General features: G+C 40.0%; 21 protein-coding genes and 3 pseudogenes. 8 read left to right on the top strand and 16 right to left on the bottom strand.

What is annotated here, in order from left to right:
• Positions 1–353: 353 nt before the first annotated feature.
• Together ACE3G9_RS10150 and ACE3G9_RS10145 are read right to left on the bottom strand one after the other, a co-directional pair.
• On the bottom strand, positions 354–872 hold the full coding sequence (locus tag ACE3G9_RS10150; protein WP_449219054.1) for an Hcp family type VI secretion system effector: 519 nt from the start codon (positions 870–872) through the stop codon (positions 354–356).
• 230 nt (positions 873–1,102) lie between these two features.
• Entirely contained in the window at positions 1,103–1,426 is a 324-nt protein-coding gene (locus ACE3G9_RS10145; RefSeq protein ID WP_449219053.1) for a helix-turn-helix domain-containing protein, read from the bottom strand.
• 114 nt (positions 1,427–1,540) lie between these two features.
• Between ACE3G9_RS10145 and ACE3G9_RS10140 the strand changes: the two are divergent.
• A pseudogene (locus ACE3G9_RS10140) lies at positions 1,541–2,059 on the top strand (hypothetical protein).
• A pseudogene (locus ACE3G9_RS10135) lies at positions 2,053–3,154 on the top strand (DEAD/DEAH box helicase). Before ACE3G9_RS10140 ends, ACE3G9_RS10135 begins: the two co-directional pseudogenes overlap by 7 nt.
• Before the next feature lie 205 nt (positions 3,155–3,359).
• Here ACE3G9_RS10135 and ACE3G9_RS10130 read toward each other — a convergent pair.
• The 4 genes and pseudogenes from ACE3G9_RS10130 to ACE3G9_RS10115 form a co-directional block, all read right to left on the bottom strand.
• The gene (locus ACE3G9_RS10130) at positions 3,360–4,016 is read right to left on the bottom strand and encodes a recombinase family protein (protein WP_449219059.1); all 657 of its coding nucleotides are present in this window, start codon (positions 4,014–4,016) and stop codon (positions 3,360–3,362) included.
• Between the two features lie 39 nt (positions 4,017–4,055).
• Positions 4,056–4,520: a thioredoxin-dependent thiol peroxidase gene (bcp, locus tag ACE3G9_RS10125; protein WP_027696953.1), complete on the bottom strand. Its 465-nt coding sequence runs from the start codon at positions 4,518–4,520 to the stop codon at positions 4,056–4,058.
• Between the two features lie 166 nt (positions 4,521–4,686).
• Positions 4,687–4,857: pseudogene (locus ACE3G9_RS10120) on the bottom strand (bacterioferritin comigratory protein); the annotation flags it as partial.
• A 45-nt stretch (positions 4,858–4,902) separates the two neighbouring features.
• On the bottom strand, positions 4,903–5,451 hold the full coding sequence (locus tag ACE3G9_RS10115) for a glycine cleavage system protein R (protein ID WP_417879266.1): 549 nt from the start codon (positions 5,449–5,451) through the stop codon (positions 4,903–4,905).
• A 238-nt stretch (positions 5,452–5,689) separates the two neighbouring features.
• On the opposite strand from ACE3G9_RS10115, the gene dapA reads away from it, so the two are divergent.
• Both dapA and bamC read left to right on the top strand, forming a co-directional pair.
• Positions 5,690–6,568 (top strand): 4-hydroxy-tetrahydrodipicolinate synthase, encoded by an 879-nt coding sequence (gene dapA / locus ACE3G9_RS10110; protein WP_417879265.1) that lies wholly within the window; start codon positions 5,690–5,692, stop codon positions 6,566–6,568.
• A 48-nt stretch (positions 6,569–6,616) separates the two neighbouring features.
• On the top strand, positions 6,617–7,645 hold the full coding sequence (gene bamC, locus ACE3G9_RS10105; protein WP_417879264.1) for an outer membrane protein assembly factor BamC: 1,029 nt from the start codon (positions 6,617–6,619) through the stop codon (positions 7,643–7,645).
• A gap of 67 nt (positions 7,646–7,712) precedes the next feature.
• Here bamC and ACE3G9_RS10100 read toward each other — a convergent pair whose 3' ends face one another.
• Genes ACE3G9_RS10100 through ACE3G9_RS10085 form a run of 4 tightly spaced genes read right to left on the bottom strand, consistent with a single transcriptional unit; the run spans position 7,713 to position 10,209 of the window.
• Positions 7,713–7,940 carry a DUF2897 family protein gene (locus ACE3G9_RS10100; protein WP_449219052.1) on the bottom strand — a complete coding sequence of 76 codons (228 nt, stop codon included), beginning with the start codon at positions 7,938–7,940 and terminating at the stop codon, positions 7,713–7,715.
• A gap of 29 nt (positions 7,941–7,969) precedes the next feature.
• Positions 7,970–8,674 carry a M15 family metallopeptidase gene (locus ACE3G9_RS10095; protein ID WP_449219051.1) on the bottom strand — a complete coding sequence of 235 codons (705 nt, stop codon included), beginning with the start codon at positions 8,672–8,674 and terminating at the stop codon, positions 7,970–7,972.
• Between the two features lie 37 nt (positions 8,675–8,711).
• Positions 8,712–9,851 (bottom strand): succinyl-diaminopimelate desuccinylase, encoded by a 1,140-nt coding sequence (gene dapE, locus ACE3G9_RS10090; protein WP_449219050.1) that lies wholly within the window; start codon positions 9,849–9,851, stop codon positions 8,712–8,714.
• A gap of 13 nt (positions 9,852–9,864) precedes the next feature.
• Positions 9,865–10,209, bottom strand: coding sequence for an ArsC family reductase (locus ACE3G9_RS10085; protein ID WP_417879260.1), 345 nt, complete (start codon positions 10,207–10,209; stop codon positions 9,865–9,867).
• 206 nt (positions 10,210–10,415) lie between these two features.
• Here ACE3G9_RS10085 and ACE3G9_RS10080 point away from each other — a divergent pair, with 206 nt between their 5' ends.
• The gene (locus ACE3G9_RS10080) at positions 10,416–10,703 is read left to right on the top strand and encodes a helix-turn-helix domain-containing protein (protein WP_449219049.1); all 288 of its coding nucleotides are present in this window, start codon (positions 10,416–10,418) and stop codon (positions 10,701–10,703) included.
• A gap of 7 nt (positions 10,704–10,710) precedes the next feature.
• On the opposite strand, the gene ACE3G9_RS10075 is transcribed toward ACE3G9_RS10080, so the two are convergent.
• Positions 10,711–11,052, bottom strand: a complete 342-nt coding sequence (locus ACE3G9_RS10075; protein WP_417879258.1) for a DUF2956 domain-containing protein — start codon at positions 11,050–11,052, stop codon at positions 10,711–10,713.
• A gap of 121 nt (positions 11,053–11,173) precedes the next feature.
• On the opposite strand from ACE3G9_RS10075, the gene ACE3G9_RS10070 reads away from it, so the two are divergent.
• Together ACE3G9_RS10070 and ACE3G9_RS10065 are read left to right on the top strand one after the other, a co-directional pair.
• The gene (locus ACE3G9_RS10070) at positions 11,174–11,644 is read left to right on the top strand and encodes a DUF2919 family protein (protein WP_417879257.1); all 471 of its coding nucleotides are present in this window, start codon (positions 11,174–11,176) and stop codon (positions 11,642–11,644) included.
• A gap of 33 nt (positions 11,645–11,677) precedes the next feature.
• Positions 11,678–12,580, top strand: coding sequence for a Dyp-type peroxidase (locus ACE3G9_RS10065; protein ID WP_449219048.1), 903 nt, complete (start codon positions 11,678–11,680; stop codon positions 12,578–12,580).
• A gap of 112 nt (positions 12,581–12,692) precedes the next feature.
• Here ACE3G9_RS10065 and crr read toward each other — a convergent pair whose 3' ends face one another.
• The 5 genes from crr to cysZ all read right to left on the bottom strand — a co-directional run bounded on the left by crr (position 12,693) and on the right by cysZ (position 17,494).
• Positions 12,693–13,202: a PTS glucose transporter subunit IIA gene (crr, locus tag ACE3G9_RS10060; protein ID WP_417879255.1), complete on the bottom strand. Its 510-nt coding sequence runs from the start codon at positions 13,200–13,202 to the stop codon at positions 12,693–12,695.
• Between the two features lie 52 nt (positions 13,203–13,254).
• Positions 13,255–14,979: a phosphoenolpyruvate-protein phosphotransferase PtsI gene (gene ptsI, locus ACE3G9_RS10055; RefSeq protein ID WP_449219047.1), complete on the bottom strand. Its 1,725-nt coding sequence runs from the start codon at positions 14,977–14,979 to the stop codon at positions 13,255–13,257.
• A gap of 59 nt (positions 14,980–15,038) precedes the next feature.
• A complete protein-coding gene (locus ACE3G9_RS10050) occupies positions 15,039–15,296 on the bottom strand; it encodes an HPr family phosphocarrier protein (protein ID WP_417879253.1) in 258 nt (85 codons plus the stop codon).
• A 293-nt stretch (positions 15,297–15,589) separates the two neighbouring features.
• The gene (cysK, locus tag ACE3G9_RS10045) at positions 15,590–16,558 is read right to left on the bottom strand and encodes a cysteine synthase A (protein WP_417879252.1); all 969 of its coding nucleotides are present in this window, start codon (positions 16,556–16,558) and stop codon (positions 15,590–15,592) included.
• A gap of 171 nt (positions 16,559–16,729) precedes the next feature.
• Entirely contained in the window at positions 16,730–17,494 is a 765-nt protein-coding gene (cysZ, locus tag ACE3G9_RS10040; RefSeq protein WP_417879251.1) for a sulfate transporter CysZ, read from the bottom strand.
• 268 nt (positions 17,495–17,762) lie between these two features.
• On the opposite strand from cysZ, the gene zipA reads away from it, so the two are divergent.
• Positions 17,763–18,689 carry a cell division protein ZipA gene (gene zipA / locus ACE3G9_RS10035; protein ID WP_449219046.1) on the top strand — a complete coding sequence of 309 codons (927 nt, stop codon included), beginning with the start codon at positions 17,763–17,765 and terminating at the stop codon, positions 18,687–18,689.
• Positions 18,690–18,768: the final 79 nt, after the last annotated feature.

Below are 18,768 nucleotides of genomic sequence, written 5' to 3'. Positions count from 1 at the left end.
AACCATGACACCACGTATCCTCAGTTTGCTGAACCGAAGAAAAGTTATCTTGTCCTTGATAGCTTCTCACGACTAACGATTCGTCACTGACGCCATCGACACTAATACTAAATTGTAGCGTAGCCATGTTTAATCCTTACCTATACCGACACTTTCATCGTTTTCTTTGAGCACTGTTTCTGCATTAACTGATGAATTTATCACCATCAAATACAAATAACCACAAAGTGTATGGTTATTTTAAGTTCATGTTTAAAAACAACAAAACCCAAAGAAAACTCTGACAGAAAATACTGAATTAATAAAAAGCTTGGCAGATTCCTGCCAAGCTAAATGTTCGATTATCTAAGCAATTATGCTTCGATAGGCTTACGCCAGTCATCACCACCTGAAGTACCCGCATTATTGTGGTCCCAAGTGATTTTGCGGTAAGACATCGATACCGTGATGTTTTGCGTGAAGTCTTTCATTGCTGGATCTTGGCAATGTGGCATTTCACAGTTGATATCAATGATGGTTGCGCCTTCTAATTTAGTGGTAAAGAAGTTTTCTTGTTTACCTTCAATAGACGTGCGGTACCATTTTAGCTCGACTTCATCTAGTTTTTCACCAGAAGTGAGTGAGTTGTACATCAGCGGAACCGCTTTGTTTAAAGCAACCGTGAATTTGAATGGTTTGTGAACACGTTGGCCTGAAGGTTGACCTGATTGAGGATCGGTTGGAATGGTCACGGTGTGGTCAATGCGTTGAACTAGCATTTCATCTTCATGGCCTTCTACGTAAGAATCGCCAATTGAATCAGCAGTACATGCGCCAGCAGTGATGTTGCCTTGAGTTGCGCCTTGGATTGATAAATAACATGGAGTTGGCATTACTAATATCCTTTTTGAGTGATAGATAAACGAAGGCAGCATTTGCCTCGAATTTACACTCCATGTCATAGCAATTAATATGCCAACTTTAATTTTAAATAAAATCAATGACTTTACATTTCAGCAACAAAGAAAAGCAGGCAATATATTGCTTAATAACTGGCAGGTTTTTGCCTACTTTTTTAATGAGAAAAGTTCAGATTTAAAAATACCTTCAGACAATGACTGTATTACGCTTCAGAATCCAGAGTAGCATCCTCCAATGTGAGAATTAATGCCTCTCTTTCACTTTCACTCATGTTCGCAATGAGGCAAGCCAACTTAGCCGTCGCTTCATCCTCACAAAAAAAGTAATTAAGTGGTACACCTAATTCATTCGCGAGTAATTTCAGAGTGTTGATGTCTGGTGTGTGTTTGCCTTTCTCATATTGATTCATTCTAGGACTTGCTGAACTTTCATCCATACCTATATGAACCCCCAAAGCCTTTTGGGAGAGATTTGCTTTTTTACGTGCTTGTTTAAGCCGTATTGGGATGGGGTTATTGAACGACACTTATGATTCATTTCTCTAAGCCTACATTAACTAAGATTTTCTTAGTTTTGTCTATTTCTGTATACTAAGCAATCCTTAGTTTTTGTTAGTGTGAGTGAATAAATGAAACGGCCTATAAAAATCAGTGCATTAATGCATAAATTGCTGATTGAAAAGGGAATGGGTGGATTTTCTGTAATAGAAATACGAGATGCTTTTCTTTCCCTTATAGAAGAAGAGATCGATCCAATTGAGGCACGAAAGAAAGTTTATAGGCAGATCCTACGCTTTGAAAAAAAGCAGTGGCTTGTTAGTGAAGGATCTGGACGAGATAAAAGGTACTTTCAAAGTGAAAAGTTTAAACAGCAATCTCTGTTAAACGGTACAAATAAAGAGTCCGATATAGAACAAAAACACACAGCTTCAGATTATTCGGTCTTGGTGATGGAACGTAATGAATATGCGGGAGAGCTTGAAATCACGCTGAATGAAATTGATGAGTGCCGTTCGATTATTTCTTGATTCCCTGATTTAGAGAAGGAATTGGCACCATTTCAGAAAGAGTTAAAAGATCGCTCTACTTCATTGTTAGGTAAGTTGAATGTGCTTACCCATGTTATCAAGGTACTTTCTAAAGGGAGATCTTCGTGCTAAGAAAATGGCAAGCAGAATGCGCTGAAAATGCATTGAACAAATACAAGGGAAATCAACAGCATTTCTTTTGCCAAGCTACGCCAGCGGCAGGAAAAACAGTACTCGCCGCAGAAGTGGCCTCAAGATTATTAGAAGCAGATATGATTGATCTTGTGTTGTGTTTCTCACCGTCGCTAACCGTTTCTGATGGAATAAAAAGAACCTTTTCGCGGGTTCTCGGTTGTACATTCAATGGTGGATTAGGATCGATTGGACAATCATTAACTTATCAATCAATCCAATTCCTTAATGATGAATTTTGGAAAGCGTTACAGAATCATCGGGTGTTTGTTGTCTTTGATGAAATACATCATTGCTCAGGTTCTGAGATTGAAAATGCTAACGTATGGGGCCAACAAGTGCTCACTAAAATTCAAGACTTAGCCACTTATACCCTTGCATTATCTGGCACACCTTGGCGATCTGACTCTTTACCTATCGTAATGGGTGAGTACACCAATCCTGAAGGGCAACTTCAAGTTAATTATCAATATACATTAAAGGAAGCGATAGCAGATAATGTGTGCCGAATACCTAAAATCGTACTCGTTGATAATGAGCACTTAACTCTGACTAGCAATGAAAAAGTAGAATCATTTTCTTCAATTTTTGGAATGATTAGTGAAGGTACTGATATTCCTCGTCTTCAGGTGTGTTGTCACATGAGTTCTGTCAAAACAGAGCTGTATTTTAGGCAGGTTCTTGGGCGAATTCTTCGAGTTAATGGCATTTTAAACCAGCAAGCATGGTTATTTACCTTTGCAGAACAAAGTTTGATTGAATTTTCCGAACGAATCGAGCAAGACATCCCAGAATCATGCATGTTTGCCAAGATGAAAGACAAGATAGATCCTGATCTAAACGATCGCTTAGATCTGCGCGATCATAAAGAGAAAAGTGACATTTTAGATGATCGAGATAAAGAAGATCCTAAGTTGTTTTGGAATAGCTCGATCAAACAAAAAAAATAGCTCTTCTCACCCGATAGAAACATTCGATGAGCTACGATTAGGGGCTTTTAAGCAGAGGGTTATTTCGGCGTTTGTGCGGCTTTAAGCTAAAGTTAGGATTCAATGACATTATGGTGATAATTTCAGCCCTTAATATTAAGTTGTGGGTACATTTATATACTCTGATTTGGCAGTATTCATTTCGTAGTACACGCATTAGAGTAAAGTATTACCATTAACAACTTAAAAGTGTTTGTGGGCAATAAATGAGCTAGCCAAGTATGATTAAGGGATAATCAGCACTGAGTCGGTTACTCAGTGAACATGTCTGCCTGAAACTCTACTTTCTTGTTATGCAGGCCACGGTCTTCCAGCCAAGAGTAGAAACGACTTCGAGACACTTGTACCCCTTTGTCACTAAGCTCTCTTAGAACCTCAGCCTTTGACTTGTCAGAATCAAGCATATTTAATATGAACGCTGTATGCTCATCAAGCTTGGATTTAACCTTCTGTCCCTTTTGGCGGCCAGATGATAGCCCTTTGGCCTTGCGTTTGGCATGACCCGCTTTAGCTCGCTCAGAGCGTTTCTGAGCCTCTACTGCGCTGGCAAAGGACTGTCCAATAACGGTAAAAATGATTTCAGCGTTATCAACGTTTTCTGAACTTATGATTGTGTCGTTGTATGCCAAATGTAGCTCACCATATGAGGCGATCTGGCCTATAGCACCTACTAACTCCATAACCTTGTGGCGACCCAGACGGGTGATATCCGATACAATGATGCTTTGTTGAGAGGTGATGAGGGAAGATAACTTTCGCTCACGCAGCTCTGTCTTGGTGGCAGACACATGCTCTTCGATCCAATCCGATATTTGTATTCCACGTATAGCGGCGTACGCCTTAATCGCTTCTCGTTGTGATTCGCCATCGGCTCTTTGTGAGTCTGATACTCGAATGTAGCCAATCATGTCTGCCCCCAAGTTGCCAAGTTAATTGAACATGAACGGTTATTTGCTGTTTAGGTAGTCCAGTACAACTTCATGGTGATCTTTGGTTTTGAACTTGTTGAATACATGCTCAAGGTTGCCAGACTCATCAATCAGGAAGCTTGTTCTTACAACGCCCATGTTTTCACGACCCATGAACTTCTTGAGCTGCCAAACACCGTACTTCTCACAAACTTCGTGTTCTTCATCAGCTAGTAGAGTGAAGTTAAGCTCTTGCTTGTTGATAAAGTTGGTCAGTTTTTTCGGGGTGTCTGGGCTTAAACCAAGCACAACAACGTTGTGGGCATCTAGCTCAGCTTTAGTATCACGCAGACCTTGAGCCTGAACGGTACAGCCGGGTGTTGAAGCGCGTGGATAGAAGTAGAGTAACACCTTCTTTCCTTGAAGCTCTGAGAGCGTCACTGGGTTATTGTCTTGGTCATTCAGAGTGAAATCTGGTGCAGTTTGTCCGACTTCGATTGCCATTGGTTTTGTCCTTACTTTCTCAACTAGTGGTATTTGGCGTGGCGTTTTTCACCACGTCCTTTTTAGAGCATTCTTGTTACGTTAGAGTGTACACTTTTATCGAAAATCCAGTGTCCTGTCTAGTGATTACTCCAAACAGGACAGGGTTGAGTGGCAGTGCTAAACACTACTTTGTTTTTCTAAATGGGTGTGCAACCACATTGTCTAAACGAGTCGAGATGATTTTATCCATCGCTTTTTCTCGCTGACTCTCATGCAGCATATCCATAAGCTCTTGAACTACTTTTATATGAATGGATGCTTGAGCGGCCAAGGCCTCTTTATGGCTTTGAGCCTTACAAGTTTCTTATTCGAAGCTACTTGGGTATATAAAGTGAAATGATTAATCTATTTGCGCTTGTATTTGCAGCTCGCCCTTGACAGAAAGTGTCTGACATAATCGCTCAAATGCTTGTTCTAGCTGGCGGCTATCCATATCTAGTTCAGTTAAACCTGAGATGAAAATATGGAATTGATCAGCTTGGGTGTGTGGCGTCTTTTTAGGCGATTTTTGAGTTTGCGCGCTCAGCTCTGCAATATTGATCTGATGATTGAAGAAAAATTGCGTGAAGGCTTCGGTTAAGCCCACTCGGTCTTCCGATTCAATAGTGCATTCAACTTTGTAAGTATATTGCAGTGCTTGGTGAGGAGCCGTACGTTTCATGACTACCATGAGATCGTGTTCAGCACTCATAGTAGGTAATAAGGTTTCGATGCGAGTGATCGTGGTTGTTTCCCCTGAAACTAGCATAATCAGTGTGAATTCTTTGCCAAACAAAGCGATGCGGCTATCAACAATATTTCCGCCAGAATGCGTAACAACCTGGGTTAAGCGATTGCAAATGCCCGGTCTATCGGAACCAATAGCGGTAATGACTAGATGATGAATCATGATCTCAACGTCCAAATTGAAATAATAGGATTATCTTATCATAGATAAAACTGAGCGATTTAAGTATATGTTATGGAGATAAAAACTAGCACTTTATTTAAAGAAACGAAACCAATGTCATTATTTCGTTGTAAATGTTGAGAAAGGGATGTTGAACCCTTGTCTTTATTGAGCTTGTTAAAGTAACATGCTATACCCAAGTGACTTGGATATAGTCGAATTTCGTAAGGAGAGAAGCATGTTCTCAGGAAGTATAGTTGCACTAGTTACGCCTTTTAATCATCTCGATGAAGTCGATTATGATAGCCTTAAAAATCTAGTGGAATATCATATTAAATCAGGTTCAAGCGGCATTGTTGCGGTTGGAACGACAGGCGAATCTGCCACTTTAACCGTTGAAGAACATGTCAAAGTCGTGAATAAAACGGTGGAGTTTGCGGCAGGACGAATCCCTATTATTGCCGGCACGGGTGCCAATGCGACTCATGAAGCGGTGACGTTTAGCCGTTTGCTTAATGACTCCGGTGTTGCTGGTTGTTTGAGTGTAACGCCGTACTATAATAAGCCGACTCAAGAAGGTTTATACCAACATTACAAAGCGATTGCTGAAGTTAGTGAAGTACCCGTGATTCTTTATAATGTACCGGGTCGTACCGCAGTGGATTTATTACCTGAAACCGTTGGCCGTTTATCTCAGATCGATAATATTGTTGGAATTAAAGATGCTACGGGTGATTTGTCTCGAGTGGATAAATTCCGTGAACTTTGTGGCGATGAATTCGTCTTACTAAGTGGCGATGATGCGACTGGCTTAGATTTTGTTAAGCGCGGTGGTAATGGTGTGATTTCAGTGACTAATAACATCGCCGCTGCAGAAATGGCGAAAATGTTTAAATTAGCAGCGGAAGGGCAACTTGATGCGGCTGATGAAATCAATCAGAAGCTGATGCCATTACATAAAAATTTATTTATTGAATCTAGCCCTATTCCAGTGAAATGGGCCGCTCATAAGCTTGGTTTGATTTCTGAAGGTTTCTTGCGTTTACCATTAACCGAGTTAACGGAATCTGGCCAAGTGATTGTGACTCAAGCGCTTAAAGATGCTGGTATTCAATAAAAATGGGTTTCAAGTTCGCTTAAGCCTATTTTCAGGAGTTGTATAGAAATGAAATTCTCTCACCAGTTAGTGATTAGCTCACTAGCGGTATTGGTATTGTCAGCGTGTGCTGGGGATCCAGAACAGCGTCGACAAGCGAAAAATGATTTTGAGTATTTAGATACTTCGTTGGATCAAAAGTGGGTAACGCTTCCTGATGCTCAGCCTCAGTTTTATCCTCAATACAATATCCCTCAAGGTGATTATAAAGGGAAACTTGGTCCTGACGTTGATATACGAGCCCCCCAACAGGTTTTAGAGTTAATCCCTGGCGCTCGTGTTGAAAAGCAAGACAATGAAGTGACGGTTTGGTTAATTAGCCAAGAAGAACTTAATAAAGTCTGGGATATGCTTCATCGTATGGTGGATGAAAAAGGTATCGAGCTTCGAACTGATACACCAATGTCATTAGAAACGGGTTGGATTAATTTAAGTGCGGAAGATGAATCGTACCCAATTGCAGGCCGTTATAAAGTCGATCGTTTAGATGCTGCGGGACGTTATGGTTTTCATGTGGCACTCGTCGAATGGAAAGAAAATAATGATGCTATTGAGTTAACCCCTGAAATTGAAGATCGTTATTCGAGTGTCATGGTGAACTACATTACCACTCAATACGATAAGCAAGTGACGGAAGAAGCGAGAATTCGAGCTTTAGAATTGATTAATAAAGTTCCGGTAACCATGGGTAAAGATAGAAGTGGTTTACCAGTGATCATTGCTCGTGCACCTTACGATTTAGTGTGGAGCAAACTTGAAACAGTTCTGCCGCAAATCGGCTTTAACATTACCAGTAAAAACCGCTCGCAAGGCACTATTGATACGGATTATAAAGATCCAGATGAAGATGTATGGCAAAGCCTAGGTGTTGAACCGTTGACATTAAGCGATAAGAAATATGGCTTATTAGTTGGTGATTTAGACAATCGAACGTCTATTAATGTGACCGATGTCAATGGCAAGCCGATTCAACAAGAAGACTTACAAACTTTGATTCCAGTACTTCAAGCGATGTTTGATACTAACGATAAATCTTAGTTGTTGGGCTGTGTGATTTTCAATAAAAAAACACCGCTGAAGTTGGCGGTGTTTTTATATTCCAATATTATGAGTTGATATCATCTGAATCGTTTTCCTTTTCCCGAACTGCTTTGTCTTGTCGATCTTTTTCTTTATAAATTTCAATGAGTTTCTCTAGGTCAGATTTTGCTTTTGGGTTTTTACGAACTAAATCTGATTGCCCCAAATATTTCATTGACGCCAAATTGCCGATCACGAATACAATGATGATAATACTAATTACCCAAGGGTTGAGTAGTAAATCTAAATCCATAGGTCCTTCTTCTTAGTTGAGCTTAATATTCAGGCCACACTAATATTATTGATATAACGATTATATAAGCTTTCAGCATACTGAGATATTGACTCAACCCCCAAAAAGGGATGCTTGACCCAAATTTGTTGCAGCTTATCTATGGATAACTGCTCTAGCATCTCTCGCCCGGTATCAATATGGCTAATATGCCAAGGCTCTATTGCAACACCACCAAGGTCATGTTGGTAGGGGCGATAGAAACCAAATTTAGGCATAGCTTCCGTTAACCAGATATTAAATTCTGCCTGATGACCCGTATGGTATTCCCAAGGCTCTAAGTGTAGTTGAGTGTCTTGAGGTAACAGATTGCGTGCATAAACATCTAACTCGCAACCCCAGTGATGGCGGCTGGCACCAGGTAGAGCTGACCAACGCATGATAGCGTGAATTTTTTCTAGGTCGCTTAACGTTGTACTATCGAGAGGCTGGCTGTCACTATCTAATATTGGTCTTTCACCACTGAACTTTGCATTCCAGATTATGGCTTGTCGGTGATAATCACGAAAGCTGCTGGCGATAGAAAATTCAAACCCATTCACTTGAGCATCACGGATTAATCCGCTCAGTGGTGTTTTAACATCACGATGAATCAGAAACTCTTTTTGTCCCGCGCTCTCTTTATTTTCAACAAGCAGAGTAGTGAGATGAGTTTGAGATAATCCGGTCAGTTGCTCAAGTGAATATTGGGTCATATGCTACTCTTCTTAATTAGAAAGTGTCCTATAAGATTTATTTTCCTGTTAGACAGTTTTCTAAGGTCTTTTGGTACATATCTGTCAGTTTCTCTAGATCAGAAATTTTCACGCACTCGTTCACTTTATGAATGGTAGCATTAACTGGTCCAAGCTCGACTACCTGACTACCCATTTGTGCAATGAATCGCCCATCGGAAGTGCCACCCGTAGTAAGTAACTGTGCAGGTTGATGATTAACTGCTTTTACGGCTTCCACTACGGCATCAATTAATGGGCCTTGATCGGTTAAGAATGGATGACCACTGAGAGTCCATTTTAAATCATAGTCTAAGCCATGAGCATCAAGGACTGAATGGACGCGACGTTTAATCTCAACATCAGTGAGTTCAGTACTAAAGCGGAAGTTGAACTGGACATGAAACTTACCCGGAATAACATTTGAAGCGCCGGTGCCGGATGATAAATTCGGAATTTGAAAGCTAGTCGGCGGGAAATAGTCGTTGCCATTATCCCAAGTGGTCGCTGCTAATTCCGATAACGCAGGCAGTGCTTGGTGTACTGGGTTATTCGCGAGATGAGGGTAGGCAACGTGGCCTTGAGTACCCTTTACGATTAAGTCACCTGTGATCGAGCCACGGCGGCCATTTTTGATGACATCGCCTACTTGATTGGTGCTTGATGGTTCACCCACAATACACATATCGATAATTTCATCGCGTGCCATTAAGGTATCAACCACGCGGGTCGTACCGTTAATGAATGGACCTTCTTCATCGGACGTAATCAAAAAAGCAATTGAGCCTTGGTGATCGGGATGATCGGCAATAAAACGTTCTACGGCAACGACCATACAGGCGAGTGAGCCTTTCATATCTGCAGCGCCACGAGCATGCAAATAACCATCAATAATCGTTGGTTCAAACGGTGGGGTATGCCATTGTTCTAATGGGCCGGAAGGGACCACATCGGTATGTCCTGCAAAAGCAAAGAGAGGTGAGCTAGAGCCGCGGCGAGCCCAAAAGTTGGTGGTATCTTCAAATACCATGATTTCAATTTCAAATCCAAGTGCTTTTAAGCGTTCAATCATTAAATCTTGACAACCGGCATCTTCTGGAGTGACCGATTGTCGCTTTAATAAATCTTGCGCAAGAGCAAGTACGGGACTGTCTGACATCCTTGTGATTTCCTTACTTTAATTGAGCTTCATAATCAGCAGCTTTAAATCCGATAATGGCTGTTGATTCAGTTAATAAGATAGGGCGTTTAATCATCGCTGGGTTTTCGATTAGTAATGAGATGGCGCTATCTTGATTTAAGGTGTTTTTTTGTTCGTCTGATAACTGGCGGTAGGTAGTGCCGCGTTTATTGACTACGGCTTCCCAACCAAACTTTTGGAAAAATAAGGCAATTAATTCAGCATCAATTCCTGATTTACGGTAATCATGAAAATGATATTCGATGCCTTCAGCGTCTAACCATTTTTTGGCTTTTTTGATCGTGTCACAGTTTGGGATGCCATACATGATAATCATTTTTATTATCCTTGTTCGCTTAATCTTCATTTAACGAATCGTACACAATTCAGCGTGTTAATGCACTTGTTTCCATCATTGTCAGGGGAGAAGGTTAATTTGTATCGCATCTGATTGATCCTACTCAAAATAGCTTTACGTGTTTAGAGTGATAATAAGCTCAATTGTTTTTATTGATCGACTCGGTCATTTTTGAGGATATCATTGTGGATCTTAGCCCGGTATTTGCAAGACGCCTTTATATTGCCTTGCTAATTAAAGATTTAGAACGCCCAAATGTACCTAAATTAATGGAATTAACCGGTTGGCCAAGAAGAACCATTCAAGATGTACTGAAAGCCTTGCCTTCAATTGGTATTCATTTATCTTTTGTACAAGATGGTCGTCGTCATAATGATGGGTATTATAAGGTGAATAATTGGGGGCCTTTCGATGTACGAGTTCTAAAGCAATGGCAAGCTGATATCGCCCAGTTTTTAGGGTTAATGAAATAATATACTGTTATTTTTGTAACAACAGATAAGTAGCAAATCCAACCCAACTGAGAATTAATAGAACCCAGGGTAATATTGGCTGGATAGATGATGGATTGTCGTTCGTAGATGGTTCTACGCCTGATTTCGTTTGATATTGATGATTATTTTTCGATTGCTTTTTTCGTAATTTGTCTGCTTCTCTTAACTTTTCTTTATGTTGCTTCTTATACAGTGCGATGCCTTTTTCTATGCCTTGCGCAATCAATTTAGTTTGTTCTTTGGTCTGTCCTGGCTTTTGAGTAGATTTTGCTACCGCTAGTGCTTCTTGTTGAGTTTCTGGTGAAATGTTTTTTTTACTTGGCTTCATTTTTATCTATTCATTATTTGTTAAAGTATTGGTGGCGAAATGCAGCTACTGATTGTGTAGGATATAAGACTAACAGTCCTCTGCATAATTAAATATCAAAATGGCAAGGAAAAAAAGAGCAGTGCAGTATGCGATCACTTACAGTGTCGATGATTATGATGGAAATGGTTTCCTAAAGCCGAGCCTATGGCTATGGTTAAGTTGGTTATTTCTGGCGAAAGCTTGGATTGTTTTTATCATTGCCAGTGCCAGTCGAACCATGGGCGCTAAGTTGCTATCAATTGTGTATCCTGTCCCCGATAGCTTATATCTGGGGTTGGTGGTCGGTTTACCTGTCGTGGTTTTGGCATGGGCAATATCATTACGTACACCGGAACGGGTTTGGCTTAATAAGATATTAAGTTTTGGCCGCAGTTACACCTTTGCTGTGGTCTCCGCACAGTTTGTGATTACGCTTTATCATTTATCTATTACTCAATGGTTGTTCAACTGGAGTGATGCATTGACTTTATTAGGCCTAGTATGGTTATTAATTTATTTGTCGCATTCTAAGAGAGTGAAAGACACTTTTACAATCCCGAATTTAGCGTAATGATCATAATAAATATAGAATAAGGAAGTATTCATGTCTCTACCACAATCAGCCATTATTCCAGAAGCTAATCCATTTTCTTTACAATGTATGCTTAAGATTAATCGCCATCATTCTCATGTTCTTGAGCAACTGAAAGCCTTGCCTGATCTGGTATCAGATCTTAATGACCAGCAACCGGATGCCAACCTTTATATCACTTTGGCTTTTACTCATTCTTTCTGGCAAAAAACTAATCAGAGTATGCCTCAAGAATTAGAGCCGTTTGTTGAGTTAGGAAAAGGTGAAACTATTGCTCCTGCCACTGAAACGGATGTGCTTTTACATTGCCACTCTAACCGACACGATTTGCATTTCTACCTATTTCGTAAACTGATGATAGAGATTAATGATGATGTTGAAGTTGTTGATGAAACCTATGGTTATCGTTTCTTAGATAGCCGTGATATGACAGATTTCATTGATGGCACGGAAAATCCAGAAGGGGATGAGCGTCGTCAGGTTGCTGTGATCCCAGAGGGTGAGTTTGCTGGTGGTAGCTATGTGATGCTGCAGCGTTATATTCATAATATACCAGCTTGGAATCGTTTAAATGTATCTGCTCAAGAAAAAGTAATTGGTCGAACTAAACCAGATTCGGTTGAATTAGATGACGTGCCAGCACAATCTCACGTTGGTCGTGTCGATATTAAAGAAGATGGTAAAGGCTTGAAGATGGTTCGCCATAGTTTGCCTTATGGTTCAGTGTCTGGCGAGCATGGTTTACTGTTTATTGCTTACTGTAATCGCCTGCATAATTTTAAAGTTATGCTGAACAATATGTTTGGTGAAACCGATGGTAAAACCGATCATCTATTGCGTTTTACTCAAGCCGTGACAGGTGCTTACTTCTTCGCACCCTCAAAAGAAATGCTGGCGGAGTTGGCTTTAGCTTAATATCAATTATTATCAGCGATTGGAGAGTTTTCAGTCGCTGGTCTATTTTCATATATATTCCAGATATAAAAAACGCTGCCCTTGAGCAGCGTTTTTTATATCATCAAGAAAATTACTTAGTGATACGGATAACTGGTGTTTCACCAACAACAACGTTACCAGAAAGTTTGTTCAACTCTTTGATTTCATCCATGTTAGAGATAACAACTGGAGTCAAAGTAGATTTTGCATTCTCTTGTAGGTATGCAAGATTAAATTCGATGATAGTGTCGCCTGCTTTTACAGCTTGACCTTCTTCAGCGATACGTGTGAAACCTTCACCTTTTAGCTCAACTGTGTCGATACCAAAGTGAACGAATAGTTCGATACCATCGTCAGACTCGATAGAGAAAGCATGGTTAGTTTCGAAGATTTTACCAATTGTACCATTTACTGGTGCAACCATTTTGTCGCCATTTGGCTTGATAGCAATACCATCACCAACGATTTTCTCGGCGAAAACCACATCAGGCACATCTTCAATGTTTACGATTTCACCAGAAAGTGGAGCGATAATTTCAATCGCACCCGCATCAGCTGTGTCATCAGATACTAGCTTCTTAAGTTTGTCAAACAGACCCATGTCGTGCTCCTAAGCAGTTAACTTTTTAATCTTTAGTTAAAAGATTATATTCTTAATTCGATTTTTCTGCGATAAATTTATCAACGCAAGCTTCGATTTCTGCCGCAGTCGGTAGAGCAAGAGCTTCTTCAGCCATTGCTTTTACTTCTGCGAAGTTTGAGTTACGGATGATTTTCTTAACGCGAGGGATCGAAATACCACTCATGCTGAATTCGTCTAAGCCCATGCCTAATAGAAGTAGGGTAGCGCGTTCATCACCTGCTAACTCACCACACATACCAGTCCATTTGCCTTCTTTGTGTGATGCATCAATTACTTGCTTGATCACAGTCAGAACAGCTGGAGATAGCGGGTTGTATAAGTGAGAAATTAACTCATTACCACGGTCAACTGCAAGAGTATATTGAGTTAAGTCGTTTGTGCCAATACTAAAGAATGAAACTTCTTTTGCAAGGTGATGAGCAATTGCAGCAGCAGCAGGGGTTTCAACCATTACACCAATTTCGATGTTTTCGTCAAATGCTAGGCCTTCGTTACGAAGTTCAGCTTTATATTCTTCAATCGCTGCTTTAAGTTCACGGATCTCTTCAACGGAGATGATCATTGGGAACATGATGCGAAGCTTACCGTGTGCTGATGCTCGTAAAATACCACGTAATTGATCTTTCAAGATTTCACGACGGTCTAAACTGATACGTACTGCACGCCAGCCTAAGAACGGGTTCATTTCTTCTGGTAGATCCATATATGGAAGATCTTTATCACCACCGATATCCATAGTGCGGATAATTACAGCTTGATCGCCCATTGCTTCAGCAACTTCTTTATAAGCATTGTATTGCTCTTCTTCAGTTGGAAGCGAGTCACGATCCATAAATAGGAATTCGGTACGGTATAGACCTACTCCTTCACCACCGTTACGGATAATACCGTCACAGTCTTTCACTGTACCGATGTTACCGCAAACTTCTACATGGTGGTCATCTAGAGTGACAGCAGGTAGATCTTTTAATTTCGCCAACTCTTCTTTTTCTGCTAAGAAGTTATTACGAATAGATTTTGCTTCTTCTAGTTCTGCATCAGAAGGGTTAACGATGATTTTGTTGTTAATTGCATCCAAAATCAGAGTATCACCATTCGATACTTGTTTTGTAATGTCGTTAGTACCCACAATCGCAGGAAGTTCAAGTGAACGAGCCATGATAGAGGTATGAGATGTGCGACCACCAATATCACAAGCAAAGCCTAAAACGAATTCTAGGTTAATTTGTGCTGTTTCAGATGGTGTTAAGTCGTTAGCAACAAGAATCACTTCTTCGTTGATAGCGCTTAAAGATACGATGTTAATGCCTAGTGCATTTTTAACAAAACGTGTACCGATATCACGGATATCGGTAGCACGTTCTTTAAGGTAGTCATCATCAAGAGACTCAAGTGCTGTCGCTTGTTCTTCAATCACAGTGTGAATTGCAAGGTCAGCAGACATTTTGTCCGATTTGATGAGGGCTAAAATTTCTTCTTCTAGCTCTTCATCTTCAAGCAGCATAATGTGGCCTTCGAAGATAGCTTCTTTCTCTTCACCGAAGGTTTCAAGTGCTTTTTGTTTAATGCCTTCTAATTGCTCAGAAGATTTATTACGAGCATCAAAGAAGCGTTTTACTTCTGCTTCAACTTGATCGTCCGAAATAGGTGTTTTATTTAGGACAATTTCATCTTCTTGAAGAAGTAGTGCTTTACCGAAAGCAATACCAGGAGATGCTAGAATTCCAGAAATCATAGCCTTACCTTAATTTGTTCAAATATAAAAAGTAAAAATACCGTGAATCACAGATGTGATTAGTGTAGTTGGTCCATAAGAGAAACTAGGTGATCAACAGCAGCTTCAGCTTGAGGACCTTCTGCAGAAATAGTTACTACAGTGCCTTTTACTAGGCCAAGAGTTTGTAGTTTGAAAAGGCTCTTAGCGCTTGCGCTTTTACCATTAGAAGTCACTGTAATATCAGCATCGAATGCTTTAGCTTCTTTAACGAATTGAGCTGCAGGACGAGTGTGAAGGCCGTTTTCTGCAGTGATTTCTACTTGCTTCTGATACATGTGTGTTACCCCGATTAATTTGTTTTTTGTTGGAAACTGAAAAGTAATTTAGCTTACCTTCTTATTTAGTACTTCGCTAGTGAAGAAAAATAAGGAGTTCTAATCGATTGCTTTCAGTCATCACTTATCATGTATTTATTTTCTGTTAACTAATCTTAGTTGGTTAATTAACAGGCTTCTTTATTTTGAAGCTAAAAATAAAACATCCCGATTATCACTAAAGGAGTGGTAGGGATCAACAAAAAAGCCCCATAAAGGAGCTTTTTTCATAGAAAAATTGATTTGGACCAGTTTTATTGATCGTTTTCTTTGTCGGTAAAGATACCAGAAAACAGAGCTGTACTTAGGTAGCGCTCACCAGAACTTGGCAGTATGGTTACAATATTTTTCCCTTCAAATTCAGGTAGTTCAGCGATTTTGTTCGCTGCAACAACCGCTGCGCCAGATGAAATTCCGGCAAGTATTCCTTCTTCTTCCATTAGGCGACGAGCCATCGTAATAGCCTCATCAGAAGTCACTGAAATAACTTTATCAATTAGCTCTAAATCTAAGTTTTCAGGGATAAAACCAGCACCAATACCTTGAATTTTATGCGGAGCAGGTTGAATTTTGTCTCCTGCAAGCGCTTGAGCGATCACTGGCGATTCAGATGGCTCTACTGCAACAGTTGTGACTGCTTTACCTTTAGTCTTTTTAAAGTAACGGCTCGCGCCAGTTAAAGTACCGCCAGTACCCACACCTGATACAAACACGTCGATGTTGCCATCTGTTGCATCCCAAATTTCAGGACCTGTAGTTTGTTCATGAATAGCAGGGTTAGCTGGATTGTTAAATTGTTGAAGTAGTAAGTATTTACTTGGATCGCTTGCTACGATTTCTTCTGCTTTTGCAATTGCGCCTTTCATGCCTTTTGCTGCTTCAGTGAGCTCTAAGTTAGCCCCTAATGCTTTTAATAGCTTACGGCGTTCTAGGCTCATTGATTCAGGCATGGTTAGTGTCAATTTGTAACCACGTGCTGCTGCAACGTATGCAAGTGCAATACCAGTGTTACCACTGGTTGGCTCTACTAGTTCAACGCCAGGCTTCAATAAACCTGCTTTTTCTGCTTCCCACACCATGCTGGCACCAATACGGCATTTTACGCTGAAACTTGGGTTACGAGCTTCAATCTTAGCTAAAACGTTGCCTTTGCTTACGCGATTTAAGCGAACAAGAGGAGTGTTACCAATAGTTTGAGAGTTATCTTCGTAAATCTTTGTCATGTTGATGTTCCTTCATTACACGGTAGGGTATGAATTAATAAGCACTTTATGTATGCATGATTGAAATCATAAATCTACAGCAAATAAGGTGAAAGGAATAAATGGTTATATGATATGGACAAATGTCTGCGTTAAAAGTATGAGGGGCAATTCGTAAAGCTGCCCCTTGTGTTATTTATTGAGTGATTTGTATTTATCTACCCACATTGCTGTTGCACCACAGACAGCAATCGGCATAACGAATAAGTTTACAATCGGCACCATGGTGAATAAAGCGACTAATCCGCCAAAGCTATAAGCATTCCATTTGTCATTCTTAAGATCATTTTTCATTTTAAGAAAAGTGACTTTGTGGTTATCAAATGGGTAGTCACAATATTGTATTGCCATCATCCAAGCAGAAAAAGTAAACCATAAAATAGGGCCCAGTGTTTGGCCTAATGCAGGAATAAGCAACAGAATAAAGAGACCAAGCGCTTTCGGTAGGTAGTACTTAAGTTTGACCCATTCTCTATGCAAGATTCGTGGAGTGTCTTTAATTAATGAGAACAGGTTTTGATCTGTAGGTCCTTGGCCCGTTAATTGGATTTCTAACTTTTCAGCCAGTAGGCCATTAAAGGGGGCTGCGATCCAATTAGCAACAGTACTAAAAAAATAACTGAATGTTGCAATAATGGTAATGCCTAATAATGGTAGTAATAAATAAGACAACCAAGACAGTATGTCCGGCAGTGTACCTAACCAATTATCTAACCATTCACTTAAATTACTATATAGATAGAATAATGAACCACCGAACAAAATGATGTTGGTCAGCAAGGGTAAAATGACAAAGCGTCGAATGCCTGGCTTGAAACATAATTGAGCACCATAGACAAAATAACCTAATCCTGTTTTCGGTGATTGGTTTGCTTTTAAGTTAAGGGAAGATGACATGAACACTCCATAAATAAGGGACAAGCGTAGGGTTTATTCTACTGTTATAGATAAATAAGAAAAGCTTGTTTTATTCTTGCTGAATCTCACATCTTAAGGTGACTTGGGGATAATTTTTTTGGTAAAGTAATCAGTAGTTATATACAAACCACTCATTTAGCCATTTCTATGGCATGATAAGACATAATTAAGCATCCAAAATGACTTTTTGTAATTCAACAAGTTGAGCGATGGTTTCGGTAATTACATTAATAGTTGAGAGTGATAAATGCAGGAATTGCGACTAGTACTCATTATTGTAGGTGGGCTGGCGATTGCAGGTTTGCTAGTACATGGTATATGGACGAGTAAAAAAGAAAGCAAAGCTAAATTTGCTGATAAGCCTTTGAATAAAATGGAACCAAAGGTCAATAGTCAGCTTGCTGGTGATGCGCAAGAAGGTATCGTTTCTCATGCCACTTCAGTTAAAGAGCGTAAAGAGCCAGCTTTTCATATTGACGAGCCAGAAGACGATATCGATCCTTTATTTGGGGAGTCGGATATTTCTTTTGTCGCGACGGATGATGTTGTCACAGATGAACTTGTCAAAATGGAAGTTCAACATCAAACAGCTAAAACACAATCCCCATTTTCTGAGTCGGAAAAAGTTGCTATCAATGAAAATATTGCTGATTCTGGAATAAAGCAGGAAAAAACCGAATCAGCCCCAGCATCAGTTGGCTCTCAGCCAAAAGGGTCACAAGAGAATAAACAAATTAATAAGAATGACATGGAAGTGATTGTTTTCCATGTACATGCAGCCGGTTCTTCAGAGTTTGTTGGTACTCAATTATTTGACAGCATGCAGCAACATGGTTTGCATTATGGCGCGATGGATATTTTTCACTGTCATACTGACACATCAGGAACAGGAAAAGTTTTATTTAGTGTTGCTAATATGATGAATCCAGGCACATTAGTACATGATGATCCAGCAGCCTTTACGACCAAAGGTATTTCATTTTTCATGACTTTGCCTTGTTTCGGCGATGCGGATCAAAACTTTAAATTGATGTTAAGAACGGCTCAGCAAATAGCGGATGATTTAGGTGCGAATGTATTAGATGACAAACGTAACCTAATGACCCCAGATAGACTTTCTGCCTATCGTCAACAAATTCGCGATTATGTGGCTCGCAACACTGAAGCTGAATAAACCGTTGATAATGCAAGAATACTAGAAACGAAGATTCAGGCTCCTTCATAGGGGCCTTTTTTAATAAATAAGTACGATC

The organism is Vibrio sp. E150_018 (assembly GCF_053544035.1).
Note: the sequence above shows the minus strand (reverse complement) of the source record. Positions and strands in the feature narration are given on the sequence as shown.

Coding starts and splice junctions, on each gene's coding strand:
- ptsI (WP_449219047.1), bottom strand. CDS start 14,979: ATGATTTCTGGAATTCTAGCATCTCCTGGTATTGCTTTCGGTAAAGCA.
- zipA (WP_449219046.1), top strand. CDS start 17,763: ATGCAGGAATTGCGACTAGTACTCATTATTGTAGGTGGGCTGGCGATT.
- ACE3G9_RS10115 (WP_417879266.1), bottom strand. CDS start 5,451: ATGATTCATCATCTAGTCATTACCGCTATTGGTTCCGATAGACCGGGC.
- dapA (WP_417879265.1), top strand. CDS start 5,690: ATGTTCTCAGGAAGTATAGTTGCACTAGTTACGCCTTTTAATCATCTC.
- bamC (WP_417879264.1), top strand. CDS start 6,617: ATGAAATTCTCTCACCAGTTAGTGATTAGCTCACTAGCGGTATTGGTA.
- dapE (WP_449219050.1), bottom strand. CDS start 9,851: ATGTCAGACAGTCCCGTACTTGCTCTTGCGCAAGATTTATTAAAGCGA.
- ACE3G9_RS10130 (WP_449219059.1), bottom strand. CDS start 4,016: ATGATTGGCTACATTCGAGTATCAGACTCACAAAGAGCCGATGGCGAA.
- cysK (WP_417879252.1), bottom strand. CDS start 16,558: ATGACAAAGATTTACGAAGATAACTCTCAAACTATTGGTAACACTCCT.
- crr (WP_417879255.1), bottom strand. CDS start 13,202: ATGGGTCTGTTTGACAAACTTAAGAAGCTAGTATCTGATGACACAGCT.
- bcp (WP_027696953.1), bottom strand. CDS start 4,520: ATGGCAATCGAAGTCGGACAAACTGCACCAGATTTCACTCTGAATGAC.
- ACE3G9_RS10050 (WP_417879253.1), bottom strand. CDS start 15,296: ATGTATCAGAAGCAAGTAGAAATCACTGCAGAAAACGGCCTTCACACT.
- ACE3G9_RS10095 (WP_449219051.1), bottom strand. CDS start 8,674: ATGACCCAATATTCACTTGAGCAACTGACCGGATTATCTCAAACTCAT.
- ACE3G9_RS10150 (WP_449219054.1), bottom strand. CDS start 872: ATGCCAACTCCATGTTATTTATCAATCCAAGGCGCAACTCAAGGCAAC.
- ACE3G9_RS10100 (WP_449219052.1), bottom strand. CDS start 7,940: ATGGATTTAGATTTACTACTCAACCCTTGGGTAATTAGTATTATCATC.
- ACE3G9_RS10065 (WP_449219048.1), top strand. CDS start 11,678: ATGTCTCTACCACAATCAGCCATTATTCCAGAAGCTAATCCATTTTCT.
- ACE3G9_RS10075 (WP_417879258.1), bottom strand. CDS start 11,052: ATGAAGCCAAGTAAAAAAAACATTTCACCAGAAACTCAACAAGAAGCA.
- cysZ (WP_417879251.1), bottom strand. CDS start 17,494: ATGTCATCTTCCCTTAACTTAAAAGCAAACCAATCACCGAAAACAGGA.
- ACE3G9_RS10085 (WP_417879260.1), bottom strand. CDS start 10,209: ATGATTATCATGTATGGCATCCCAAACTGTGACACGATCAAAAAAGCC.